At 64.7% G+C, this 23,018-nt stretch carries 23 protein-coding genes; all 23 read left to right on the top strand.

Annotation, left to right across the window (positions count from 1 at the left end):
* Nucleotides 1–21: 21 nt before the first annotated feature.
* The gene (gene pseB, locus CAG29_RS13060; RefSeq protein WP_085577827.1) at nucleotides 22–1,023 is read left to right on the top strand and encodes a UDP-N-acetylglucosamine 4,6-dehydratase (inverting); all 1,002 of its coding nucleotides are present in this window, start codon (nucleotides 22–24) and stop codon (nucleotides 1,021–1,023) included.
* Nucleotides 1,020–2,177, top strand: a complete 1,158-nt coding sequence (pseC, locus tag CAG29_RS13055; protein WP_085694622.1) for a UDP-4-amino-4,6-dideoxy-N-acetyl-beta-L-altrosamine transaminase — start codon at nucleotides 1,020–1,022, stop codon at nucleotides 2,175–2,177. The genes pseB and pseC overlap by 4 nt, the downstream gene beginning before the upstream one ends.
* Before the next feature lie 28 nt (nucleotides 2,178–2,205).
* On the top strand, nucleotides 2,206–2,826 hold the full coding sequence (locus CAG29_RS13050; protein ID WP_085577825.1) for a pseudaminic acid biosynthesis-associated methylase: 621 nt from the start codon (nucleotides 2,206–2,208) through the stop codon (nucleotides 2,824–2,826).
* Nucleotides 2,823–3,518 carry a pseudaminic acid cytidylyltransferase gene (gene pseF / locus CAG29_RS13045; RefSeq protein WP_085694621.1) on the top strand — a complete coding sequence of 232 codons (696 nt, stop codon included), beginning with the start codon at nucleotides 2,823–2,825 and terminating at the stop codon, nucleotides 3,516–3,518. The genes CAG29_RS13050 and pseF overlap by 4 nt, the downstream gene beginning before the upstream one ends.
* On the top strand, nucleotides 3,515–5,017 hold the full coding sequence (gene pseG, locus CAG29_RS13040) for a UDP-2,4-diacetamido-2,4,6-trideoxy-beta-L-altropyranose hydrolase (RefSeq protein ID WP_085694620.1): 1,503 nt from the start codon (nucleotides 3,515–3,517) through the stop codon (nucleotides 5,015–5,017). The genes pseF and pseG overlap by 4 nt, the downstream gene beginning before the upstream one ends.
* Nucleotides 5,014–6,066: a pseudaminic acid synthase gene (gene pseI, locus CAG29_RS13035; RefSeq protein ID WP_085577822.1), complete on the top strand. Its 1,053-nt coding sequence runs from the start codon at nucleotides 5,014–5,016 to the stop codon at nucleotides 6,064–6,066. Before pseG ends, pseI begins: the two co-directional genes overlap by 4 nt.
* A 227-nt stretch (nucleotides 6,067–6,293) precedes the next feature.
* Complete coding sequence (locus CAG29_RS13030; RefSeq protein WP_085694619.1) at nucleotides 6,294–7,220, top strand: ketoacyl-ACP synthase III; 927 nt, start codon at nucleotides 6,294–6,296, stop codon at nucleotides 7,218–7,220.
* An 88-nt stretch (nucleotides 7,221–7,308) separates the two neighbouring features.
* Nucleotides 7,309–8,601, top strand: a complete 1,293-nt coding sequence (locus CAG29_RS13025; protein WP_085694618.1) for a motility associated factor glycosyltransferase family protein — start codon at nucleotides 7,309–7,311, stop codon at nucleotides 8,599–8,601.
* Nucleotides 8,598–8,864, top strand: a complete 267-nt coding sequence (locus CAG29_RS13020) for a hypothetical protein (protein WP_085577819.1) — start codon at nucleotides 8,598–8,600, stop codon at nucleotides 8,862–8,864. The genes CAG29_RS13025 and CAG29_RS13020 overlap by 4 nt, the downstream gene beginning before the upstream one ends.
* A gap of 243 nt (nucleotides 8,865–9,107) precedes the next feature.
* Complete coding sequence (locus CAG29_RS13015) at nucleotides 9,108–9,959, top strand: flagellin domain-containing protein (protein WP_085577818.1); 852 nt, start codon at nucleotides 9,108–9,110, stop codon at nucleotides 9,957–9,959.
* Between the two features lie 73 nt (nucleotides 9,960–10,032).
* Nucleotides 10,033–10,389 carry a flagellar protein FlaG gene (locus tag CAG29_RS13010; RefSeq protein WP_085577891.1) on the top strand — a complete coding sequence of 119 codons (357 nt, stop codon included), beginning with the start codon at nucleotides 10,033–10,035 and terminating at the stop codon, nucleotides 10,387–10,389.
* Nucleotides 10,390–10,470: 81 nt separating this feature from the next.
* Nucleotides 10,471–11,913 (top strand): flagellar filament capping protein FliD, encoded by a 1,443-nt coding sequence (gene fliD / locus CAG29_RS13005; RefSeq protein WP_085577890.1) that lies wholly within the window; start codon nucleotides 10,471–10,473, stop codon nucleotides 11,911–11,913.
* Between the two features lie 129 nt (nucleotides 11,914–12,042).
* Nucleotides 12,043–12,441: a flagellar export chaperone FliS gene (fliS, locus tag CAG29_RS13000; RefSeq protein ID WP_085577817.1), complete on the top strand. Its 399-nt coding sequence runs from the start codon at nucleotides 12,043–12,045 to the stop codon at nucleotides 12,439–12,441.
* 10 nt (nucleotides 12,442–12,451) lie between these two features.
* The gene (locus CAG29_RS12995; RefSeq protein ID WP_085577889.1) at nucleotides 12,452–12,748 is read left to right on the top strand and encodes a flagellar protein FliT; all 297 of its coding nucleotides are present in this window, start codon (nucleotides 12,452–12,454) and stop codon (nucleotides 12,746–12,748) included.
* Nucleotides 12,749–12,920: 172 nt separating this feature from the next.
* Nucleotides 12,921–14,396: a sigma-54 dependent transcriptional regulator gene (locus CAG29_RS12990; RefSeq protein ID WP_085577816.1), complete on the top strand. Its 1,476-nt coding sequence runs from the start codon at nucleotides 12,921–12,923 to the stop codon at nucleotides 14,394–14,396.
* Between the two features lie 128 nt (nucleotides 14,397–14,524).
* Nucleotides 14,525–15,718 carry a PAS domain-containing sensor histidine kinase gene (locus CAG29_RS12985; protein ID WP_170930372.1) on the top strand — a complete coding sequence of 398 codons (1,194 nt, stop codon included), beginning with the start codon at nucleotides 14,525–14,527 and terminating at the stop codon, nucleotides 15,716–15,718.
* A 5-nt stretch (nucleotides 15,719–15,723) separates the two neighbouring features.
* Nucleotides 15,724–17,115, top strand: coding sequence for a sigma-54 dependent transcriptional regulator (locus CAG29_RS12980; RefSeq protein WP_085694637.1), 1,392 nt, complete (start codon nucleotides 15,724–15,726; stop codon nucleotides 17,113–17,115).
* Nucleotides 17,116–17,243: 128 nt separating this feature from the next.
* Nucleotides 17,244–17,573, top strand: coding sequence for a flagellar hook-basal body complex protein FliE (gene fliE, locus CAG29_RS12975; RefSeq protein WP_085694616.1), 330 nt, complete (start codon nucleotides 17,244–17,246; stop codon nucleotides 17,571–17,573).
* Nucleotides 17,574–17,588: 15 nt separating this feature from the next.
* A complete protein-coding gene (gene fliF, locus CAG29_RS12970) occupies nucleotides 17,589–19,373 on the top strand; it encodes a flagellar basal-body MS-ring/collar protein FliF (RefSeq protein ID WP_085577813.1) in 1,785 nt (594 codons plus the stop codon).
* Nucleotides 19,366–20,385, top strand: a complete 1,020-nt coding sequence (fliG, locus tag CAG29_RS12965) for a flagellar motor switch protein FliG (RefSeq protein WP_085577812.1) — start codon at nucleotides 19,366–19,368, stop codon at nucleotides 20,383–20,385. Before fliF ends, fliG begins: the two co-directional genes overlap by 8 nt.
* Nucleotides 20,386–20,389: 4 nt before the next feature.
* Nucleotides 20,390–21,193 carry a flagellar assembly protein FliH gene (fliH, locus tag CAG29_RS12960; protein ID WP_085694615.1) on the top strand — a complete coding sequence of 268 codons (804 nt, stop codon included), beginning with the start codon at nucleotides 20,390–20,392 and terminating at the stop codon, nucleotides 21,191–21,193.
* Nucleotides 21,183–22,541: a flagellar protein export ATPase FliI gene (gene fliI / locus CAG29_RS12955; RefSeq protein ID WP_085577810.1), complete on the top strand. Its 1,359-nt coding sequence runs from the start codon at nucleotides 21,183–21,185 to the stop codon at nucleotides 22,539–22,541. The genes fliH and fliI overlap by 11 nt, the downstream gene beginning before the upstream one ends.
* A 6-nt stretch (nucleotides 22,542–22,547) precedes the next feature.
* A complete protein-coding gene (gene fliJ, locus CAG29_RS12950; protein ID WP_085577809.1) occupies nucleotides 22,548–22,997 on the top strand; it encodes a flagellar export protein FliJ in 450 nt (149 codons plus the stop codon).
* Nucleotides 22,998–23,018: the final 21 nt, after the last annotated feature.

Raw genomic sequence — 23,018 nt, 5'->3', positions numbered from 1 at the left:
GCAGGGGACGGGACTCAAGACATGTTCAACGGTAAATCGATCTTCATCTCCGGCGGCACCGGCTCGTTCGGCCGCCAGTTCATCCGCCGCCTGCTGGAGCAGTACCAGCCCAAGCGGGTGGTGGTGTTCTCCCGGGATGAGCTCAAGCAATACGAAATGCAGCAGACGTTCAACGCGCCGTGCATGCGCTATTTCCTGGGCGACGTGCGCGACGCCGACCGCCTGCGCCAGGCCATGCGCGGCATCGACTACGTGGTGCATGCCGCGGCGCTCAAGCAGGTGCCGGCGGCGGAGTACAACCCCACCGAATGCATCCGCACCAACGTCAACGGCGCGGAGAATATCATCGCCGCGGCCATCGACAACGGTGTGAAGAAAGTCGTGGCGCTGTCCACCGACAAGGCCGCCAGCCCGATCAACCTGTACGGCGCGACCAAGCTGCTGTCGGACAAACTGTTCGTCGCCGCCAACAACATCGCCGGCGAGCAGCAGACCCGTTTCGCCGTGGTGCGCTACGGCAACGTGGCCGGCTCGCGGGGCTCGGTGGTGCCGTTCTTCAGCAAACTGATCGCCGAGGGCGCCCGGGAGCTGCCGATCACCGACGAGCGCATGACCCGCTTCTGGATCACCCTCGACCACGGCGTGCAGTTCGTCCTCGACAGTTTTGCGCGGATGCACGGCGGCGAAGTGTTCGTGCCGAAGATCCCGTCGATCCGCATCGTCGACCTGGCCCTGGGCATGGCCGAACACCTGCCGCACAAGCATGTCGGCATCCGTCCGGGGGAAAAGCTGCATGAGCTGATGGTGCCGCTGGACGATGCGCGGATGACCCTGGAGTTCGACGACCACTACACGATCCAGCCATCGATCCGCTTCACCAGCGTCGACGTGGACTTCTCCGTGGACAAGCTCGGCGAGCGCGGCCGGCCGGTGGGCGAGGACTTCGAGTACCGCTCCGACACCAACCCGCACTTCCTGTCCGTGGGCCAGATCGCCGACCTGCACGCGAAGCTCTCGGCATGATCCCGTACGGTCGGCAGAGCCTCGACCAAGCGGACATCGATGCGGTGGTGGAGGTGCTGCGTTCGGACTGGCTGACCCAAGGGCCGACCATCGAGCGCTTCGAGCAGGCCGTGGCCGAGCGTTGCCAGGCCGATTTCGCCGTGGCGGTGAGCAACGCCACGGCGGCGCTGCACATCGCCTGCGTGGCGGCGGGGCTGGGGCCGGGCGACCGCCTGTGGACGACGCCGAACACCTTTCTGGCGTCGGCCAACTGCGGGCGCTACTGCGGCGCCGAGGTCGATTTCGTCGACATCGATCCGCTGACCTGGAACCTCGACGCCGAGGTGCTGGCCGCCAAGCTGGATGAGGCCGAAGGCAACGGCACGCTGCCCAAGGTGCTGGTGGCGGTGGCGTTCTCCGGGCAGAGCAGCGACATGCGGCGCATCGCCGGGCTGGCCGAGCGCTACGGCTTCACCGTGATCGAAGACGCCTCCCACGCGGTGGGGGCGAGCTACGCCGGGCGGCCGGTCGGCTGCGGCGAGTTCGCCGCCATGACCGTGTTCAGCTTCCACCCGGTGAAGATCATCACCAGCGCCGAGGGCGGCATGGTGCTGACCAACCGTCGGGAACTGGCCGAGCGCCTGCAACGCCTGCGCAGCCATGGCATGACCCGCGACCCGCAGCAGATGACCGAACCCAGCCACGGCCCCTGGTACTACCAGCAGGTGGAACTGGGCTTCAACTACCGCATCACCGACTTGCAGGCCGCCCTGGGGCTCTCGCAACTGGGCAAGCTGGACGCCTTCGTCGCCCGCCGCCGCGAGCTGGCGGCGCGCTACGACCGTCTGCTGGCGTACCTGCCGCTGACGTTGCCCAGCGCCCAGGCCGAGGCCGAGTCCGCCTGGCACCTGTACGTGGTGCGCCTGCAGACCGAGCGCATCGGCCGCAGCCACCGCGAGGTGTTCGAAGGCTTGCGGGCGGCCGGGATCGGCGCGAACCTGCACTACATTCCGGTGCACCTGCAGCCGTACTACCGTGAGCTCGGATTCGCCGAAGGGGATTTCCCCGAGGCCGAGCGCTATTACACCGAGGCCATCAGCCTGCCGATGTTCCCGTTGCTGACCGACGCGCAGCAGGATCATGTGGTCGAGCAGTTGCGCCGCCTGACCGAATGAATGCCGCTGCGGCGGACGGGTATCTGAAATGCGTGATTTGAGCGAACAGGAAAAGTTCTGGCAGGGCGAGTTCGGCAACCAGTATGTCGGTCGCAACGTCGGCCAGCCGCTGGTGGCGGCCAACCTGGCGCTGTTCGCCAAGGCGCTGGCCCGCGCCGGGCGCATCGACAGCCTGGTGGAGCTGGGCACCAACGCCGGCAACAACCTGCAGGCATTGCGCCAGTTGCTGCCGGGGTGCGAGCTGTTCGGCGTCGAGATCAACGCCAGCGCCTGCGAGCAGGCGAGGGCGCTGGACATCGCGCAGATCTGGCACGGCTCGCTGTTCGACTTCCCCTGCGAGCGCAGCTACGACCTGACCCTGAGCAAGGGCGTGCTGATCCATCTGGCGCCCGAATTGCTGGCGAATGCCTACGAACAGCTGTATCGGCTGAGCCGTCGCTACATCCTGATCGCCGAGTACTACAACCCGGCGCCGGTGGAGGTGCCCTACCGCGGCAACAGCGGCAAGCTGTTCAAGCGTGACTTCGCCGGCGAAATGCTCGACCGCTACGCCGACCTGCACCTGCTGGACTACGGCTTCGCCTACCACCGCGACCCGCAGTTCCCGGTGGATGACATCACCTGGTTCCTGCTGGAAAAACGCCCTTGAGCAACGTGGCGATCATCCCGGCCCGGGGCGGCAGCAAGCGCATCCCGCGCAAGAACCTCAAGCCGTTCGACGGCGTGCCGATGATCGTCCGTTCGATCCGCACGGCGCTCGAATCGGGGCTGTTCGACCAGGTCGTCGTCAGCACCGACGATCAGGAGATCGCCGAAGTCGCACAGTCCCATGGCGCGCAGGTGCCGTTCTTGCGCCCGGCGAGCCTGGCCGATGACTTCACCGGCACCGCTGCGGTGATCGAACACGCGTTGCGGCAACTGCCGGCGTTCGATTACGCCTGCTGCGTATACGCCACCGCGCCGCTGTTGCAGGCGCGCTATCTGCGCGAAGGGTTCGACGCGCTGGAGCGCCATCCGGACAAGTCGTTCGCCTTCTCCGTGTGCGGCTTCGGCTTCCCGGTGCAGCGCGCGCTGACCCTCGACGGACAGGGCGCCCTGACGGCGTTGTACCCTGAGTTTCGCAACACCCGTTCGCAGGATCTGCCCGAGGCGTTCCAGGATGCCGGTCAGTTCTATTGGGGCCGCCGTGAGGCTTGGCTGCGTGGCGAGGTGCTGTATTCGCCGGCCAGCCTGCCGGTGATCCTGCCCCGGCACCTGGTGCAGGACATCGACACCCCGGAAGACTGGATGCGGGCCGAGTACCTCTACGCCGCGCTCAAGGCCGGCGGAGAACTGACATGAGAGTCCTGATCCGCGCCGACGCCTCGCCGACCATCGGCAGTGGCCACATCGCCCGCTGCCTGCCGCTGGCCCGGGTGCTGCGCGCGCAGGGCAGCCATGTGGCGTTCGCCTGCCGCCGGTTGCCGGGCCATCGGCTGGAGGCTTTGCAGGCCGAGGGCTTCGAGACCTTCGCGCTACCGGAACGCTATCCTGGCGAAGACCCGCACCAGGCCATCGAATCGATGCTGCCGTGGCAGGCGGACATCGACGCGCTGGCCGCGCAGCTGGAAGGCCAGGCCGGGTTCGACTGGATCATCGCCGACCATTACGGCCTCGACCACCATTGGCAGACCGCCGCCCGCCGCTGGGCGCCCCGGATCGCGGCGGTGGACGACCTGGCGACCCGCCGCTACAGCGTCGACCTGCTGCTCAACCAGAACCTCTCCGGCCTGCACGAAGACTACCGGCCGCTGCTGCCTGCGCACTGCCGCACGCTGCTCGGCCCGCGCTACGCCATGCTGCGCGAGGAATTCAGTTGCCCGCCCATCGCCATCAAGCCTGTGGCCAAGCGTGTGCTGGTGAACTTCGGCGGCTTCGATGCGGCCCGGCAGACCCATCACGCGATGCTGGCGCTGGCGGACTTTCCCGAGCTGGACGTGGACTTCGTCGCCGGCGCCGACAACCCGGCCTGGGCGCAGATGCAGGCGTTGGCCGAGACGCGGCCGTACTGGCGCCTGCACAGTTTCGTCAGTGACTTCCACCGACGCATGACCGAAGCCGACCTGTTCATCGGCGCCGGCGGCGGCACCAGTTGGGAGCGGGCGGCCCTGGGCCTGCCGACGATCTGCATCGCGGTGTCGAACAACCAGCAGGCCAACGGCGAAGTGATGGCAGCGGCGGGCGCGCATGTGTTCATGGGCGCCCGCGAGCAAGTCAGCGTCGAGCAACTGCGCCAGGCGGTCGGCTTTGTGGTGAACAACCCTTACCTGCGCCAGAGCCTGGCCGAGCGTTCGCGCACACTGGTGGACGGGCGCGGTGCCCTGCGGGTCGCGGCCGCGCTGGCCGGCGCGGTGCTCAAGGTGCGGCCGGCGACGACGGACGATGCGCAATTGCTGTTCGACGGACGCAATGCCGAGCCGGTGCGGCGCTGGTCACTGGAGTCCGGCGTGATCGAATGGCCGCAGCACCTGAACTGGCTGACGGCGAGCTTGAGCAATCCCCGGCGTCTGTTGCTGATCGCCGAGGCCGACGACGGCCCGGTCGGCGTGCTGCGCTATGATTTGCGCGGTTTCGAGGCCGAAGTGTCGATCTACCTGCTGGAGGGGCGTTTCGGTCTCGGCTGGGGGCGGGCGCTGCTGGAACGGGGCGAAGCGTTCGTCACCGCGCACTGGCCGCAGCTGACCGCCGTCACCGCCCAGGTGCTGCCCGCCAACCAGGCCTCATTGAATGTGTTTCGCGACGCCGGTTTCACCCAGAGTGCCTGTGCGTTCACCCGTGAGTTGAAGGAATCCCGCCCATGAGCCGTTTCAAGATCGGTGACCGCCTGATCGGTGCCGACGCGCCGCCGTTCATCATTGCCGAGATGAGCGGCAACCATAACCAGTCGCTGGACGTGGCCCTGCAGATTGTCGAAGCGGCGGCCAAGGCCGGCGCCCACGCCCTGAAACTGCAGACCTACACCGCCCAGACCATGACGCTGGACCTGGCCGAAGGCGAGTTCTTCATCAAGGATCCCGGCAGCCTGTGGGCCGGCACCTCGCTGTACGACCTGTACGAAAAGGCCCACACCCCGTGGGAGTGGCACGCGCCGATCTTCGCCCGGGCCAAGGAACTGGGCATGCTCGCGTTCTCGACGCCGTTCGACGACACGGCGGTGGACTTCCTGGAAAGCCTCGATGTGCCGGCCTACAAGATCGCCAGTTTCGAGAACACCGACCTGCCGCTGATTCGTCGGGTGGCGGCCACCGGCAAGCCGCTGATCATCTCCACCGGCATGGCCAGCCTCGCCGAGCTGGACGAGACCGTGCGCGCCGCCCGCGAGGCCGGCTGCAAGGATCTGGTGCTGCTCAAGTGCACCAGCACCTACCCGGCCACGCCGCTCAACAGCAACGTGCGCACGATTCCCCATCTGCGCGAACTATTCGGCTGCGAAGTAGGGCTGTCCGACCACTCCATGGGCGTCGGCGTGTCCGTCGCCGCCGTGGCGCTGGGGGCGACGGTGGTGGAGAAGCATTTCACCCTCGACCGCTCGGCCGGCGGGGTGGACGCCAGCTTCTCGCTGGAGCCGGCCGAACTGGCCAGCCTGGTGGTGGAGACCGAGCGCGCCTGGCAGGCCCTGGGCCAGGTGCATTACGGCGTCACCGAGGCCGAGCGCAAGTCGCTGGTCTATCGCCGCTCGCTGTACGTCACCGCCGACATGGCGGCCGGCGAACCCTTCACGGCGGCCAACCTGCGCGCCATCCGTCCCGGCCTGGGCCTGGCGCCCAAGCACGCCGAAAACGTCCTCGGGCGCCGTGCGCGCCAGCCGATCAAACGCGGCACGCCGCTGGACTGGTCCTTGGTCGAATGACCTGATCCGCACCGATTCGGCAAAATAGCGTGACCTGCGAGTCATAACGCGCATCTTCACTGTATTGTATTGACCGGGGAGATGGCGCCTGGCCCGTGATTCGGTTCCAGTGATAGCCCTTTGCGCTCCCCGTGGCTGCCCTTTGCGGCGGCCGTTTTCTGTTTGTCGGCGCCCCTCGAAATCCTTGCGAGCGGTGGTATTGGGCTGTTTATTATTGGGAAGCCGTAATGATTGGCATAAAAAGCATTGCGAGCTACGTTCCTGTAGCCGGCGTGGACAATTACGCACAAGGTGCAAAATTCGAGAAGGATGAAGAGTTCATCCTCGGCAAGATCGGTTCGGCCTTCCTGCCGCGCAAGGACGCAGAACAGGAAACCTCCGACCTGTGCGTCGAAGCGGCCAATGCGCTGTTTGCCAGCAACCCTGACCTGAAACGCGAATCCATCGACGCCCTGATCGTCGTCACCCAGAACGGCGACGAAGAAGGCCTGCCGCACACCGCGGCCATCGTCCAGGACAAACTGGGCCTGCCGACCCACGTCGCGGCGTTCGACATTTCCCTGGGCTGCTCGGGCTACGTCTACGGCATCTATGCGATCAAGGGCTTCATGGAAGCCGCCGGCCTGAAGAACGGCCTGCTGATCACCGCCGACCCGTACTCCAAGATCGTCGATCCGCAAGACCGCAACACCACCATGCTGTTCGGCGACGCCGCCACCGCCACCTGGATGGGCGAAGACCCGACCTGGGCGCTGGGCAAGTCCAAGTTCGGCACCGACGGTTCCGGCGCGCCGCACCTGAAGGTCACCGACGGCGTGTTCTTCATGAACGGCCGCCAGGTGTTCAACTTCGCGCTGCTCAAGGTGCCGGCGCACCTGCATGAGCTGCTCGACGATTCGGGCCTCAAGGCCGACGACATCGACGCGTTCTGCATCCACCAGGGCAGCGCGGCCATCGTCGATGCCGTGGCGCGGCGCTTCGAGGGCGACCCGGAGAAGTTCGTCAAGGACATGGTCGAGACCGGCAACACCGTGTCGTCGAGCATTCCGCTGCTGCTGGAGAAGCATGCGCTGGACTCGTCGTGGCAGCGTGTGGCGCTCAGCGGCTTCGGCGTCGGGCTGTCGTGGGGTTCGGCGATCATCTACCGTCCCTGAGCCCGGCCGGAAACAACGGATACAAAAATGGCGTTCAAGGGTTAACCTTGAACGCCATTTTTTTGCCTGAACGAAATGCGAGGTGCCAGTGAGCGAGTTTTTCCGGGATAACGCCGAGGTCATCGAACGCCGTTGGCCGGCGCTGTCCGCGCGGTTGATGGCCGAGGACAGTTCGGCGGTCCAGGCAGAGTTGACGCAGGGGCTGGGGTCGACACTGAGCGTGGCCGGCATCCAGCTCACCAGCCGCCACGACCGTGTGCACGAGGCCCGGATCCAGGCGGCGAGCCTGCCGGCCGACAAGGCGCAACTGCATGTCTACGGCACGGGCCTGGGGGACTTGCCGGCGGTATTGCTGGAGCGCCCGGGGCTTGAGCGGCTGTACGTGCACATCCTCAACGGAGCGCTGTTCTCGCTGGTGCTGCAACTGCTCGATCAGCGCCACTGGCTGGACGATGCCCGGGTGGAACTGTTGTACGCCGGGGATCTCTCCGACATCTGCACGCCGTTCTTTGCCCTGCCGGCGGAGATGCTGCTGGCCGACGACTTCAACGCGAAGATCCGCGATCGGCTGGTCAGCGAGGTGCACCTGAGCTTCAACAACCGCGAGTTCGACCCGCAGTCGCCGTTCATTGTCCAGCGCTTGCAGGATTGTCTGCCGGTGCTGCTGGCGGACGACGATGTGGCGCAACTGTTCGGCACCTGCGCCGGCCGTGAGGTCTATGTGATCGCCACCGGGCCGACCCTGGAGGGACACCTTGAGCAGTTGGCGCAGATTCGCGCTCAGGCCGAGCGCCCGCTGTTCATTTGCGTCGACACCGCTTACCGGCCGCTGCGCGAGCACGGGATCGTGCCGGATCTCGTGGTGAGCATCGATCAGCGCATCAGCTTCCGGCATTTGCCGTTCGAAGGCTCCGACGGCATTGCGCTGGTGTACCTGCCGATGAGCGATCCGCAGGTGCTGAAGGCGTGGAAGGGCAAGCGCTACGGCGGCTACTCGCTCAGCCCGGTCTATGCCGAGCTGCGCGAGCGGCACCCGCGGGCCTTGCTGCATGTGGGTGGCAGCGTGATCCATCCCGCCGTGGACCTGGCGGTGAAGATGGGCGCGGCAAGCATCACGCTGTTCGGCGCCGACTTCGCCTTTCCGATGAACAAGACCCACGCCGGTTGGGACGACGGCGACCTGGGGCCGTCGGTCAACCAGGCGCGGCACTGGGTGCATGACGGCAACGGCGAGCGGGTCAAGACCCAGCTCAACTTCCGCGGCTACCTCTGCGTGCTGGAGCGCTACATCGCCCGACACCCGCAGGTGACATTCCTCAACAGCAGCCGGGCGGGGGCGAGGATCGCCGGAACGGGGTTCAACCAGGAGTTCGTGCAATGAGTGCGTTGCAGCAGTGCGTCGACGAGTGTCGACAATGTGCCGGGCTGTTCCGGTTGGGGCGGGATGTCGAAGCGGCGCTGGAGATGGTCGATGTGTTCGAGAAAGCGCAGCGGTTGATGGTCGGCGCAACGGCAGAAAACCAGCAGGGGTGGATGCAGGTGCTGACGCGCATCCTGGCGTGCCAGGAGCGCCAGGATTGGCTGGGGCTGGCCGATTACATGGAATGTGAACTGGTCGACCTTCTGCAAAACCTGCCGGGCTGAACGGCAGCGGAGGCGCTAGCCCGCAGGTTTGCGCCGCGGACGGTTTTATGACGTCATTTTTTCGTGGGTAAAGGACGGCTAAGTCCTTGTTTTCTGAGGGGTGGCAGGTTGATGGCAAATTTTTTGAAAAAAGCCCTCAAGCAACCTGCGATCCCGACGATAACTATTACGAAGGTTCTCTAGGCCATACCCGGCGGTTGCCAGGGCCGGAAGCCGCAGTACCCAACCAACGAGGAATTCGTCATGGCTTTAACTGTAAACACCAACACCACGTCGCTGAACGTTCAGAAAAACCTGAACCGCGCTTCCGACGCTCTGTCGACTTCGATGCAGCGCCTGTCTTCCGGCCTGAAAATCAACAGCGCCAAAGACGACGCCGCTGGCCTGCAAATCTCCAACCGCATGTCTTCGCAGATCCGCGGTAACACCCAGGCCATCCAGAACGCCAACGACGGTATCTCCGTTGCCCAGACCGCTGAAGGCGCTCTGCAAGCTTCGACCGACATCCTGCAGCGTATGCGTGAACTGGCTGTTAAAGCCCGTAACGGAACCAACGGCACCGCTGACCAGACCGCGACCAACGCCGAATTCGCTCAGATGTCTGACGAACTGACCCGTATCGCTCAGTCCACCAACCTGAACGGCAAGTTCCTGCTGGACGGTTCGGCTGGTACTGTGACCCTGCAAGTGGGCGCGAACACTGGCTCCGCCAACCACATCGACCTGGTGCTGAGCGCCAAGTTCGACGCCGCCAGCCTGTCCGTAGGCAGCGGTACTGTGGTTCTGACCGGTGCTACCGTAACTGGCGCTGCACAGAACATCGACAACGCGATCACCGCTATCGACGCCGCTATCGCCACCATCGGTGCAACCCGTGCAAACCTGGGTGCTTCGCAGAACCGTCTGACCAGCACCATCCAGAACCTGCAGAACATCAACGAAAACACCACCGCTGCACAAGGTCGCGTACAAGACACCGACTTCGCCGCGGAAACTGCTAACCTGACCAAGCAGCAGACTCTGCAGCAGGCTTCGACCTCCGTTCTGGCTCAAGCCAACCAACTGCCTTCCGCCGTACTGAAGCTGCTTCAGTAATTTCGGAATGAGTTTAGGCGGGGGAGTGCGCTGGTCGTGCTCTCTCGCTTTTTCACGTTAGGAGGTGATGGACATGGACATGAGCGTCAAGCTTAACGTGTCTTATCCGGCTCCCAAGCCAGCGAATACCGTTGCTGAAAAATCGTCCGAGCCTGCCAAGGCGGCTGAAGTCACCCCCGTCGCGGACAAGAAGACCCGTGAAACCGAGGAGACCAAGTTGAAGCTGGCCGTGCAGGAGATCGAGAAGTTCGTGCAGTCGATCAAGCGCAACCTCGAGTTTTCGATCGACGAGAACTCCGGGAAGGTCATCGTCAAGGTGATCGCGAGCGAGACGGGCGAGGTCGTTCGACAGATCCCCTCCGCGGAGGCGCTCAAGCTGGCAGACAGCCTAGCCAACGCGAGCCACGTGTTGTTCGACGCCAAAGTCTGACAACTGGCATGAATAGTGTTTGAAGTGTCTTAGGCGCTGGCAAAGGTCAAAAGACCGGCAGCAAACTGAAGGGAGATGCACATGGCAAGTCCAATTCTACCGGGTACCGGCCTGGGTTCCGGCCTGGACATCGGTGCGATCGTCACCGCGCTGGTCAATGCCGACAAGGCAGCGAAGCAGACGCAGCTCGATACCCAGACAAAAAACAACACCCTGAAGATTTCGGGTGTGGGCACGCTCAAGAGCGCGCTGACCACATTCCAGTCGACGCTGGCCACCCTGGGCAGCAAGACCAACCCTGCGTTCGCCGGTTACACGGCCACGTCGAGCAAGCCTGAAACGCTGACCGTCACCTCCGACAACACCGCGGTGTCCGGCTCCTACAGCGTCGTCGTGAACAATCTGGCCACAGGTTCGAAAGTCGCCAGCGCGGCCTTCGCCGGCGGTGCGTCCAGTGCCATTCCGAGTGGTACCCTGAAAATCAGTCAGAATGGCACTGATTACAATGTCACCATTCCGGCCAACGCCACCTTGCAGAGCACCCGCGACGCCATCAACACGGCCCAGGGCAGCAATGGCATTTCCGCCAACATCGTGACCGACGCCAGCGGCGCCTCGCGCCTGGTGATCAGCTCGAACAAGACCGGTGCGGGCTCCGACCTGAGTGTCAGCGGCATCGCCGGCCTGGAAATCGACGGCACCAAGGTCATGTCGGCCACTCCGGCGGCCGGTGACTCGGGCTCTGTCGGCGGTCTCGCCAAGGATGCGTCGCTGACCATCGACGGTCTGCCGGTGACCAGCAAGAGCAACACGGTTTCCGGTGCGATCAGCGGCATGACCCTGAACCTGGTGGCCGCCAACGCGACGCCGACCACGATCACCGTCGACAACAACACCAAGGGCCTGCAGACGTCGCTCCAGACCTTCATCGACGCCTACAACACGCTCAAGAGCACTGTCGACAGCCTGTCCAAGGCGACGCCGGACGAAGACGGCAAACTGACCGTGCAGGCCGCCTTCACGGGCGACTCCTTGCCGCGCTCGCTGATCGCCGGCATCCGTGCCGAGTTCACCAACACGAAGACCAACGGCAAGATTTCGTTCCTGTCGGAAATCGGCGTGAATACCGATCCCCTCACCGGTAACCTGAAGCTCGACACCACCGCCTTCAACAAGGCGATGGCGGTTCCGGGGGCGTCCGGCCAGGTGCAGCTATTGTTCACCGGCACGGACGACACCAACGGTCTGCTGGCGCGGGTGAGCAAGTCCGTGGATCCGTACCTCAAGGCTTCGGCCGACGGTAAGACCAAGGGCTTGCTGGATCAGCGGCTCGCGATCCTGAACAACAATACCCGGGACATCTCCGACCAGCAGAAAGCGTTGGATATCCGGGTGGCCGCCCTGACCAAGACGCTGACCGCAAAATACAACGCCATGGACTTGCTCGTAGGGCAAATGAAAGCCACGGCGAGCAACATCACGTCGTTCTTCACGTCGCTGACCGCTCAGCAATCTGCGAAGTAACGCGCAAGAATGACAAAAACCCGGCTACGCACTTGAGCGTGCGCCGGGTTTTTGTCTTATGGTCTAAAGTTTCCCGGCTCGCTGGCGATATATTGGCCATACGAGTCATTGTGGCAAATGAGGTAGAACATGAATCCGATGTTAGCCCTTCGGCAGTACCAGAAGGTCGGCTCCCACGCCCAGACGTCCGAAGCCAGCCCGCACCGTCTGGTGCAGATGCTGATGGAAGGCGGCCTGTCGCGCATCGCCCAGGCCAAGGGCGCCATCGAGCGCAAGGACATCCCGGCCAAGTGCACGGCGATCAGCAAGGCGATCGGCATCGTCAGCGGCCTGCGCGAAGGCCTGGACCTTGAGAACAGCGCCGAGGCGCTGGCCGACCTGGACGGTCTTTACATCTACATGATGAAGCGTCTGGCCGAGGCGAACATCAGCAGCGATCCGCGCATCCTGGACGAAGTGGCAGGCCTGCTGACCACCGTCAAGGAAGGCTGGGACGCCATTGCGCCTGCGCCCGGTGCGCAGCCCTGAGGAGGCCATCATGAGCCCTGTGTTGCAGCGAATCGAAGATACCCGCATGGCGCTCGTCAGCGCGCTGGCCGAGCGCAACTGGGAGGCCATCGGGCAATTGGACCTCGATTGCCGGTCCTGCATGGAAGATGTCTTGAGCGAAGCGTCGCTGGACGAGGAAGAGTTGCGCAGCAACCTTGAGCAACTGCTGCACGTGTACAAGGATCTGCTGGAAGTGGCGATGGGGGAGCGTCAGGCTATAGTCGACGAGATGACGCAGATCAACCAAGCCAAGAACGCGGCAAAGGTTTACCATCTGTTTGGTTAATTAACCCTCAGTTAATCCAGATGTGTGCGCCATAAATTTGACTGTGCACGGTTTTTTGACTTAACTAGTGGCTGTTTTCAGATTTCGGACGTCTACGGGCACAAGGTGTCCTGCAAGCGTCTCGCTTGCCCCTCGTTTCGGGCATTGAGTTGACTAGGGAAGTTGCTATTGCATGTGGCGTGAAACCAAAATTCTGCTGATCGATGACGATAGCGTCCGCCGCCGCGATTTGGCGGTGATCTTGAATTTTCTCGGCGAAGAAAATTTGCCCTGCGGCAGCCATGACTGGCAGCAGGCTGTCGGCTCTTTGTCGTCGAGCCGTGAGGTCATTTGCGTGCTGATCGGGACGGTCAATGCTCCGGGTGCGCTGATGGGCTTGTTAAAGACACTCTCAACCTGGGATGAGTTCCTTCCGGTTTTGCTGATGGGCGAAAATTCTTCCGTGGACCTTCCGGAAGACCAGCGCCGCCGCGTGCTGTCCACCCTCGAAATGCCGCCCAGCTACAGCAAGCTGCTCGACTCCCTGCACCGTGCCCAGGTCTACCGCGAGATGTACGACCAGGCCCGCGAGCGCGGCCGTCACCGCGAACCCAACCTGTTCCGCAGCCTCGTCGGCACCAGCCGGGCGATCCAGCATGTGCGCCAGATGATGCAGCAGGTGGCCGACACCGACGCCAGCGTGCTGATCCTCGGCGAGTCCGGCACCGGCAAGGAAGTGGTCGCGCGCAACCTGCATTACCATTCCAAGCGCCGCGACGCGCCGTTCGTGCCGGTCAACTGCGGCGCGATTCCGGCCGAGCTGCTGGAAAGCGAACTGTTCGGCCACGAGAAGGGCGCCTTCACCGGCGCGATCACCAGCCGTGCCGGCCGCTTCGAGCTGGCCAACGGCGGTACGCTGTTCCTCGACGAGATCGGCGACATGCCGCTGCCGATGCAGGTCAAGCTGCTGCGCGTGCTGCAGGAGCGCACCTTCGAGCGCGTGGGCAGCAACAAGACCCAAAGCATCGACGTGCGCATCATCGCCGCGACCCACAAGAACCTCGAAAGCATGATCGAGATCGGCACCTTCCGCGAAGACCTCTACTATCGCCTGAACGTGTTCCCGATCGAGATGGCGCCGCTGCGCGAGCGCGTCGAGGACATCCCGCTGCTGATGAACGAGCTGATCTCGCGCATGGAGCACGAGAAGCGCGGTTCGATCCGCTTCAACTCGGCGGCGATCATGTCGCTGTGCCGTCACGGCTGGCCGGGCAACGTCCGCGAGCTGGCCAACCTGGTCGAGCGCATGGCGATCATGCACCCGTACGGGGTGATCGGCGTGGCCGAGCTGCCGAAGAAATTCCGCTACGTCGACGACGAAGACGAGCAGATGGTCGACAGCCTGCGCAGCGACCTGGAAGAGCGCGTCGCGATCAACGGCCACACGCCGGACTTCACCGCCAACGCCATGCTGCCGCCGGAAGGCCTGGACCTGAAGGACTACCTCGGTGGCCTGGAGCAGGGCCTGATCCAGCAGGCGCTGGATGACGCCAACGGCATCGTCGCCCGTGCCGCCGAGCGTCTGCGCATCCGTCGCACCACCCTGGTGGAGAAGATGCGCAAGTACGGCATGAGCCGGCGTGACGGAGACGAACAGGCGGATGATTGACGCCTGTTTTTCAAGTGCTTCATTTGTAGGCGGTTTTTTTTAGGCACGGGTATTGCTACAGCCCTCGCAACGTTCCGTTTAACTGACGGTCAGCCATGCGAGAGAGCACAATGCCCCAAGCCGCCCAGATGTCTTCTGCCCCCAACGCTTCGGGGCAACCGTCGTCCGTAGAGCAGGCGAGCCGGCAGGGGCTTGAGCAGGCGTTTGCGCTGTTCAATCAGATGTCGAGCCAACTGACCGATTCCTACAGCATGCTCGAAGCCCGGGTCACCGAGCTCAAGGGCGAGCTGGCGGTGGTCAGCGCCCAGCGCATGCAGGAGCTGGCGGAGAAGGAGCGTCTGGCCAACCGTCTGCAGAACCTCCTCGACCTGTTGCCCGGCGGCGTGATCGTCATCGACGGCCACGGCATTGTCTGCGAAGCCAACCCGGCGGCCACCGAGCTGCTGGGGCTGCCGCTGGAAGGCGAGCTGTGGCGCCATGTCATTGCCCGTTGCTTTGCGCCGCGCGAAGACGACGGCCACGAAATCTCCCTGAAGAACGGTCGGCGCCTGTCGATCGCCACCCGCTCGCTGGATGCCGAGCCGGGGCAGTTGGTGCTGCTCAACGACCTGACTGAAACCCGTCACCTGCAGGATCAGCTGGCGCGCCACGAGCGTTTGTCCTCCCTGGGGCGCATGGTGGCGTCGCTGGCCCATCAGATCCGCACGCCGCTGTCCGCCGCCTTGCTTTACGCCAGTCATCTGACCGAACAGGAACTGCCGGTCGCCACCCAGCAGCGCTTCGCCGGGCGCCTCAAGGAGCGCCTGCATGAGCTGGAGCACCAGGTGCGCGACATGCTGGTGTTCGCCCGCGGCGAGCTGCCGCTGACCGACCGGGTCACGCCCCATGCCTTGATGCAGTCGTTGCAGGCGGCGGCGCTGACCCATGTGCAGGACTTGCCGATCCGCTGGCAGTGCGACAGCCATGCCGGCGAATTGCTGTGCAACCGCGACACCCTGGTCGGGGCCATCCTCAATCTGATCGAAAACGCGGTTCAGGCCAGCGGCGGCGACGTGCGCCTGAAAGTGCATGGCTACACCCGCGACAACACATTGCGCCTGTGCGTCAGCGACAACGGCAGCGGCATCGAACCGGCGGTGCTGGAGCGCTTGGGCGAGCCGTTCTTCACCACCAAGGTCACCGGCACGGGGTTGGGGCTGACGGTGGTCAAGGCGGTCGCCCGGGCGCATCAGGGAGAATTGCGGCTGCGCTCGCGCATCGGGCGCGGCACGTGCGCGCAGGTGATCCTGCCGTTGTTTTCCGCAGGACAAGGAGCTGAGTGAAGGACATGGGCATCAAGGTTTTGCTGGTCGAGGATGACCGCTCGTTGCGCGAAGCGCTGGCCGACACGCTGCTGCTTGCCGGTCACGACCATCATGCGGTGGGTTCGGCCGAAGAAGCGCTGAAAGCCGTTGAGCGCGAGCCGTTCAGTCTGGTGGTCAGCGACGTCAACATGCCGGGCATGGATGGCCACCAGTTGCTGAGTCTGTTGCGCGTCCGTCAGCCGCAACTGCCGGTGCTGCTGATGACGGCGCACGGCGCGGTCGAGCGGGCCGTGGACGCCATGCGCCAAGGCGCGGCGGACTACCTGGTCAAGCCGTTCGAGCCCGGTGCCTTGCTGGCGCTGGTGGCGCGGCATGCGTCGGGTGCGCTGGAGGCTGCGGACGACGAAGGCCCGGTGGCGGTCGAGCCGGCCAGCGCGCAATTGCTCGACCTGGCGGCGCGGGTGGCGCGCAGCGATTCCACGGTGTTGATCTCCGGCGAGTCCGGCACCGGCAAGGAAGTGCTGGCGCGTTACATTCACCAGCAGTCGCACCGCGCCAGCCAGCCGTTCATTGCGATCAACTGCGCGGCGATTCCCGACAACATGCTGGAGGCCACGCTGTTCGGCCACGAGAAAGGCTCGTTCACCGGCGCCATCGCGACCCAGGCCGGCAAGTTCGAGCAGGCGAACGGTGGCACCATTCTGCTGGATGAGATTTCCGAGATGCCCATGGGCTTGCAGGCCAAGCTGCTGCGGGTCCTGCAGGAGCGGGAAGTGGAGCGGGTCGGGGCGCGCAAGCCGATCAGCCTCGACATCCGGGTGGTGGCGACCACCAACCGCGACCTGGCGGGGGAGGTGGCTGCCGGGCGTTTCCGCGAAGACCTCTATTACCGCCTGTCGGTTTTTCCGCTGGCCTGGCGTCCGCTGCGCGAGCGCACCGCCGATATCCTGCCGCTGGCCGAGCGTCTGCTGGCCAAGCACGTCAATAAAATGAAACACGCCACGGCGAAGCTCTCGGCTGAGGCTCGGGCGTGCCTGGTCGCCTATCCGTGGCCGGGCAATGTGCGGGAACTGGACAACGCGATCCAGCGTGCGTTGATCCTGCAGCAGGGCGGCCTGATCCAGCCGCAGGATTTCTGCCTGGCCGGTCCCGTGACGTTCGCCCCGTCGCCGGCGGCTGCCATGGCGACTCCTGTGGTGCGCGACGTCGAGATCGAAGCGGATTCGGCCGGCGCCCTGGGCGACGACCTGCGCCGCCACGAATTCCAGATGATCATCGACACCCTGCGGGCCGAGCGCGGCCGGCGCAAGGAGGCGGCGGAAAAGCTCGGCATCAGCCCCCGCACCCTGCGCTACAAACTGGCGCAGATGCGTGACGCGGGTATGGATGTCGAAGGGTATCTGTTCGCCACGTAAGCGGCGCTGCGTTTGTCTGAAGCAAGGTTTCTGAAGAGGGTGCCCGTGAGCTGGCACCCTTGTTGCTAATACCTGTGTACCCGCCGAGTGAGCGTCAAAAAATTGCGGGCCGCCCAAGAGAGTAGACCATGAGCCAAGGTATTGAATTTAATCGGTTGATGCTGGATATGCGCGCCATGCAAATGGACGCCATGTCTGCGCCGAAATCGACTGCCGCCGTCCCTGAAATGGCGGGCAGCAGCTTTTCCGACATGCTCGGTCAGGCCATCAATAAAGTGAGCGACACCCAGCAGGCCTCGACCCAGTTGGCCAATGCGTTCGAGATCGGCAAGAGCAGCGTCGACCTGACGGACGTGATGATTGCCTCGCAGAAGGCCAGCGTGTCGTTCCAGGCTCTGACCCAGGTGCGCAACAAGCTGGTTCAGGCCTATCAAGACATCATGCAGATGCCGGTTTAAGGACGAGATTGAGTCATGGCAGAAGCAGTCGCCGATAACGTTCCGGCCAAGGCCACCCCGATAGACGGCAAACCGCCGCTGTTCGGCCTGTCCTTCCTGGAAAACCTCTCCGAGATGACCATGCTGCGTCAGGTGGGCCTGTTGGTCGGCCTGGCCGCGAGCGTGGCGATCGGCTTTGCCGTGGTGCTGTGGTCGCAGCAGCCGGACTACCGGCCGCTGTACGGCAGCCTCGCCGGCATGGACGCCAAGCAGGTCATGGACACCCTGGCCTCCGCCGACATTCCCTACACCGTCGAGCCGAACTCTGGCGCCTTGCTGGTCAAGGCCGATGACCTGTCCCGTGCGCGGCTCAAGCTCGCGGCCGCTGGTGTCACTCCCAGCGACGGCAACATCGGTTTCGAGATCCTGGACAAGGAACAGGGTCTGGGCACCAGCCAGTTCATGGAAGCGACCCGCTACCGTCGCGGCCTGGAAGGCGAGCTGGCACGCACCATCTCCAGCCTGAACAACGTCAAGGGCGCACGTGTTCACCTGGCGATCCCGAAAAGCTCCGTGTTCGTGCGCGACGACCGCAAGCCGAGCGCCTCGGTGCTGGTCGAGCTGTATTCCGGCCGCTCGCTGGAGCCGGGCCAGGTGGTGGCCATCGTCAATCTGGTGGCGACCTCCGTTCCTGAGCTGAGCAAGTCGCAGATCACCGTCGTCGACCAGAAGGGCAACCTGCTGTCGGACCAGGCGGAAAACTCCGAAATGACCATGGCCGGCAAGCAGTTCGACTACAGCCGCCGCATGGAAAGCATGCTCACCCAGCGCGTGCACAACATCCTGCAGCCGGTGCTGGGCAACGACCGCTACAAGGCCGAAGTGTCGGCCGACATCGACTTCAGCGCCGTCGAGTCCACCGCCGAACAGTTCAACCCGGATCAGCCGGCGCTGCGCAGCGAGCAGTCGGTCAACGAACAGCGCACCGCCAGCAACGGCCCGCAAGGCGTGCCGGGTGCCCTGAGCAACCAGCCGCCGTCGCCGGCCTCGGCGCCGCAGACCACCGGCGGCGCCCAAGCGGCCGCCGGCATGGTGCAGCCGGGCCAGCCATTGGTCGACGCCAACGGCCAGCAGATCATGGATCCGGCCACCGGCCAGCCGATGCTCGCGCCGTACCCGGCGGACAAGCGTCAGCAATCCACCAAGAACTTCGAGCTCGACCGTTCCATCAGCCACACCAAGCAGCAGCAGGGTCGCCTGAACCGCCTGTCGGTGTCGGTGGTGGTGGATGATCAGGTCAAGGTCAATCCGGCCAACGGCGAAACCACCCGTGCGCCGTGGAGCGCCGACGAATTGGCGCGCTTCACCCGCCTGGTGCAGGACGCCGTCGGCTTCGACGCCAGCCGCGGCGACAGCGTCAGCGTGATCAACATGCCGTTCTCCGCCGATCGCGGTGAAGTGGTCGCCGACATTCCGTTCTACTCGCAACCGTGGTTCTGGGACATCGTCAAGCAAGTGCTGGGCGTGCTGTTCATCCTGGTGCTGGTGTTCGGCGTGCTGCGTCCGGTGCTCAACAACATCACCGGCGGCGGCAAGAGCAAAGAACTGGCGGCCCTGGGCGACGTGGAGCTGGGCGGCATGGGCGGTCTGGACGGCGAGCTGGCCAACGACCGCGTGAGCCTCGGCGGTCCGCAGAGCATTCTGCTGCCGAGCCCGAGCGAAGGCTATGACGCCCAGTTGAACGCAATCAAGAGTCTGGTGGCAGAAGACCCGGGCCGTGTGGCCCAGGTCGTGAAAGAGTGGATTAACGCAGATGAGTGATAACCGAGCCGCCGTCGCCAAACTGTCCCGGGTCGATAAAGCCGCGATCCTGCTGCTGTCCCTGGGCTCCACCGATGCTGCACAAGTGCTGCGCCACATGGGCCCCAAAGAGGTTCAGCGGGTCGGTGTGGCCATGGCCCAGATGGGCAACGTCCACCGTGAGCAGGTCGAGCAGGTGATGAGCGAGTTCGTCGACATCGTCGGCGACCAGACCAGCCTGGGCGTGGGCTCCGACGACTACGTGCGCAAGATGCTCACCCAGGCCCTGGGCGAGGACAAGGCCAACGGCCTGATCGACCGCATCCTGCTGGGCGGCAACACCAGCGGCCTGGACAGCCTCAAGTGGATGGAGCCGCGCGCCGTCGCCGACGTGATCCGTTACGAACACCCGCAGATCCAGGCGATCGTGGTGGCGTACCTGGACCCGGATCAGGCCGGCGAGGTGCTGGGCAACTTCGACCATAAGGTGCGCCTGGACATCATCCTGCGCGTCTCGTCGCTGAATACCGTGCAACCGGCGGCGCTGAAGGAACTGAACCAGATCCTGGAGAAGCAGTTCTCCGGCAACTCCAACGCTTCGCGCACCACCCTGGGCGGCATCAAGCGTGCGGCGGACATCATGAACTTCCTCGACAGCTCGATCGAAGGCCAGCTCATGGACTCGATCCGCGAGGTCGACGAAGACCTGTCCACGCAGATCGAAGACCTCATGTTCGTGTTCAACAACCTGGCCGACGTCGACGACCGCGGTATCCAGGCGCTGCTGCGCGAAGTGTCTTCCGACGTGCTGGTGCTGGCCCTCAAGGGTTCGGACGAAAGCGTCAAGGAAAAGATCTTCAAAAACATGTCCAAGCGTGCCGCCGAACTGCTGCGCGACGACCTCGAGGCCAAGGGCCCGGTGCGCGTCAGCGACGTGGAGACCGCGCAGAAGGAAATCCTCACCATCGCCCGCCGTATGGCCGAAGCCGGAGAGATCGTGCTCGGCGGCAAGGGCGGCGAGGAAATGATCTAAGCCCATGGACAAGCATGACGACGACGTGACGGATCTGATCCGCGCCCGGGATGTCCGCGGTTTCGATACCTGGGCGCTGCCCAGCTTCGATCCGCCGCCGCCGGAACCTGAGCCGGAGCCGGAGCCTGAACCGCCGGAAATCGAGGAAGTGCCGCTGGAGGAAGTCCAGCCGCTGACCCTGGAAGAGCTCGAAAGCATCCGTCAGGAAGCCTACAACGAGGGCTTCGCCATCGGCGAGAAGGAAGGCTTCCACAGCACGACCCTCAAGGTGCGTCAGGAGGCCGAGGTGGCGTTGGCGGCGAAAGTCGCCAGCCTCGAGCAACTGATGGGCCATCTGTTCGAGCCGATTGCCGAGCAGGACACCCAGATCGAGAAGTCGCTGGTCGACCTCGTGCGGCACATCGCCAAACAGGTGATCCAGCGCGAACTGGCCATCGACTCGACGCAGATCGAACGCGTCATGCGCGACGCCCTCAAGCTGCTGCCGCTGGGCGTCGGCAATGTGCGGCTGTACGTCAATCCGCAAGATTTCGCCCAGGTCAAAGCGTTGCGCGAGCGCCACGAAGAGACCTGGCGCATCGTCGAGGACGAGACCTTGCTGCCGGGCGGCTGCCGGGTCGAGACCGATCACAGCCGCATCGACGCCAGCATCGAGACCCGCATCGCCCAGGTCATGGACAAACTGTTCGACCAACTGCACGAGCAGGCCCTGCACCCGGCCGCGCCGGACTTGAGCCTGGACCTGTCGGAAGACGCCAAGCCGGCGCCCACCGCCGAGCCGTCCGCGGACGCCCCCGATGCGCCTTGAACGCACCAGTTTCGCCAAGCGCCTGAGCACCTACGCCGAGGCCACCGAGCTTGCCGGTGCGCCGATCCTCGAAGGGCGCCTGCTGCGCATGGTCGGCCTCACCCTCGAAGCCGAGGGGCTGCGGGCCGCCATGGGCACCCGCTGCATGGTGATCAACGACGACACCTACCATCCGTCCCAGGTCGAAGCCGAAGTCATGGGCTTTTCCGGCAACAAGGTCTTTCTGATGCCGGTCGGCAGCGTGGCCGGCATTGCGCCGGGCGCCCGGGTGGTGCCGCTGGCCGATGCCGGCCGCTTGCCGATGGGCATGAGCATGCTCGGCCGGGTGCTGGACGGCGCCGGCCGCGCGCTGGACGGCAAGGGCGGCATGAAGGCCGAAGACTGGGTGCCGATGGACGGCCCGACGATCAACCCGCTCAACCGCGACCCGATCAGCGTGCCGCTGGACGTGGGCATCCGTTGCATCAACGGAATGCTGACGGTGGGCCGCGGCCAGCGTCTGGGCCTGTTCGCCGGTACCGGCGTCGGTAAGTCGGTGCTGCTGGGCATGATGACTCGCTTCACTGAGGCGGACATCATCGTCGTCGGCCTGATCGGCGAGCGGGGCCGCGAGGTGAAGGAATTCATCGAGCACATCCTCGGCGAAGAAGGCCTCAAGCGTTCGGTGGTGGTGGCGTCCCCGGCGGACGATGCGCCGCTGATGCGCATGCGCGCCGCCATGTATTGCACGCGCATCGCCGAGTATTTCCGCGACAAGGGCAAGAACGTCCTGCTGCTGATGGACTCGCTGACCCGTTTCGCCCAGGCCCAGCGGGAAATCGCCCTGGCCATCGGCGAGCCGCCGGCGACCAAGGGCTATCCGCCGTCGGTGTTCGCCAAGCTGCCGAAGCTGGTGGAGCGCGCCGGCAACGCGGAGAAGGGCGGCGGTTCGATCACGGCGTTCTACACCGTGCTGTCCGAGGGTGACGACCAGCAGGATCCGATCGCCGACTCGGCGCGGGGCGTGCTGGACGGGCATATCGTGCTGTCCCGGCGCCTGGCCGAGGAAGGCCATTACCCGGCCATCGACATCGAAGCCTCGATCAGCCGGGTGATGCCGGCGGTGGTGTCGCCGGAGCACATGACCCGTGCGCAGTACTTCAAGCAACTGTGGTCGCGCTATCAGCAGAGCCGCGACCTGATCAGCGTCGGCGCCTACGTGGCCGGCGGCGACCGCGAGACCGACCTTGCGATTTCGCTGCAGCCGCAAATGGTCAGGTACTTGCGTCAGGGCCTGAACGACAGCATCAGCCTGGGCGAAAGCGAAGCCTACCTCGAAACCCTGTTCGCCCCGGCGGCCGGCGGGTAACCGGTCATGGCCCTGAGTCGAGCCGCGCGCCTGGCGCCGGTGGTGGACATGGCCGAAAAGGCCGAGAAGACCGCCGTGCAGCGCCTGGGCTACTTTCAGGGGCAGGTCAAGGTCGCTGAAAGCAAGCTCGCCGACCTTCAGGCGTTTCGCCTGGACTATTCCGAGCAATGGATCGTGCGGGGCAGCACCGGCGTGACCGGGCAGTGGCTGCTGGGCTTCCAGGGCTTCCTGGCCCAGCTCGACACCGCGGTCGACCAGCAGCGCCAGAGCTTGAACTGGCATCAGAACAACCTGAACAAGGCCCGCGAGACCTGGCAAGAGGCCTTTGCGCGGGTCGAAGGCCTGCGCAAGCTTGTACAGCGCTACCGCGACGAGGCGCAGCGGGCCGAAGACAAGCGCGAGCAGAAGCTCCTGGACGAACTGTCCCAGCGTTTGCCGCGGCACGAGGCCTTTTGACGGGGCGATCGCTGACAGCGG

The organism is Pseudomonas sp. B7(2017) (assembly GCF_002112745.1).
Taxonomy (GTDB): domain Bacteria; phylum Pseudomonadota; class Gammaproteobacteria; order Pseudomonadales; family Pseudomonadaceae; genus Aquipseudomonas; species Aquipseudomonas ekonensis.
Note: the sequence above shows the minus strand (reverse complement) of the source record. Positions and strands in the feature narration are given on the sequence as shown.

Coding starts and splice junctions, on each gene's coding strand:
- pseI (WP_085577822.1), top strand. CDS start 5,014: ATGAGCCGTTTCAAGATCGGTGACCGCCTGATCGGTGCCGACGCGCCG.
- CAG29_RS12990 (WP_085577816.1), top strand. CDS start 12,921: ATGTGGCGTGAAACCAAAATTCTGCTGATCGATGACGATAGCGTCCGC.
- CAG29_RS12995 (WP_085577889.1), top strand. CDS start 12,452: ATGAGCCCTGTGTTGCAGCGAATCGAAGATACCCGCATGGCGCTCGTC.
- CAG29_RS13010 (WP_085577891.1), top strand. CDS start 10,033: ATGGACATGAGCGTCAAGCTTAACGTGTCTTATCCGGCTCCCAAGCCA.
- fliI (WP_085577810.1), top strand. CDS start 21,183: ATGCGCCTTGAACGCACCAGTTTCGCCAAGCGCCTGAGCACCTACGCC.
- fliE (WP_085694616.1), top strand. CDS start 17,244: ATGAGCCAAGGTATTGAATTTAATCGGTTGATGCTGGATATGCGCGCC.
- CAG29_RS13030 (WP_085694619.1), top strand. CDS start 6,294: ATGATTGGCATAAAAAGCATTGCGAGCTACGTTCCTGTAGCCGGCGTG.
- fliD (WP_085577890.1), top strand. CDS start 10,471: ATGGCAAGTCCAATTCTACCGGGTACCGGCCTGGGTTCCGGCCTGGAC.
- pseB (WP_085577827.1), top strand. CDS start 22: ATGTTCAACGGTAAATCGATCTTCATCTCCGGCGGCACCGGCTCGTTC.
- CAG29_RS13015 (WP_085577818.1), top strand. CDS start 9,108: ATGGCTTTAACTGTAAACACCAACACCACGTCGCTGAACGTTCAGAAA.
- CAG29_RS13050 (WP_085577825.1), top strand. CDS start 2,206: ATGCGTGATTTGAGCGAACAGGAAAAGTTCTGGCAGGGCGAGTTCGGC.
- CAG29_RS12985 (WP_170930372.1), top strand. CDS start 14,525: ATGTCTTCTGCCCCCAACGCTTCGGGGCAACCGTCGTCCGTAGAGCAG.
- CAG29_RS13020 (WP_085577819.1), top strand. CDS start 8,598: ATGAGTGCGTTGCAGCAGTGCGTCGACGAGTGTCGACAATGTGCCGGG.
- pseC (WP_085694622.1), top strand. CDS start 1,020: ATGATCCCGTACGGTCGGCAGAGCCTCGACCAAGCGGACATCGATGCG.
- pseG (WP_085694620.1), top strand. CDS start 3,515: ATGAGAGTCCTGATCCGCGCCGACGCCTCGCCGACCATCGGCAGTGGC.
- fliF (WP_085577813.1), top strand. CDS start 17,589: ATGGCAGAAGCAGTCGCCGATAACGTTCCGGCCAAGGCCACCCCGATA.
- fliG (WP_085577812.1), top strand. CDS start 19,366: ATGAGTGATAACCGAGCCGCCGTCGCCAAACTGTCCCGGGTCGATAAA.
- fliH (WP_085694615.1), top strand. CDS start 20,390: ATGGACAAGCATGACGACGACGTGACGGATCTGATCCGCGCCCGGGAT.
- CAG29_RS12980 (WP_085694637.1), top strand. CDS start 15,724: ATGGGCATCAAGGTTTTGCTGGTCGAGGATGACCGCTCGTTGCGCGAA.
- fliJ (WP_085577809.1), top strand. CDS start 22,548: ATGGCCCTGAGTCGAGCCGCGCGCCTGGCGCCGGTGGTGGACATGGCC.
- fliS (WP_085577817.1), top strand. CDS start 12,043: ATGAATCCGATGTTAGCCCTTCGGCAGTACCAGAAGGTCGGCTCCCAC.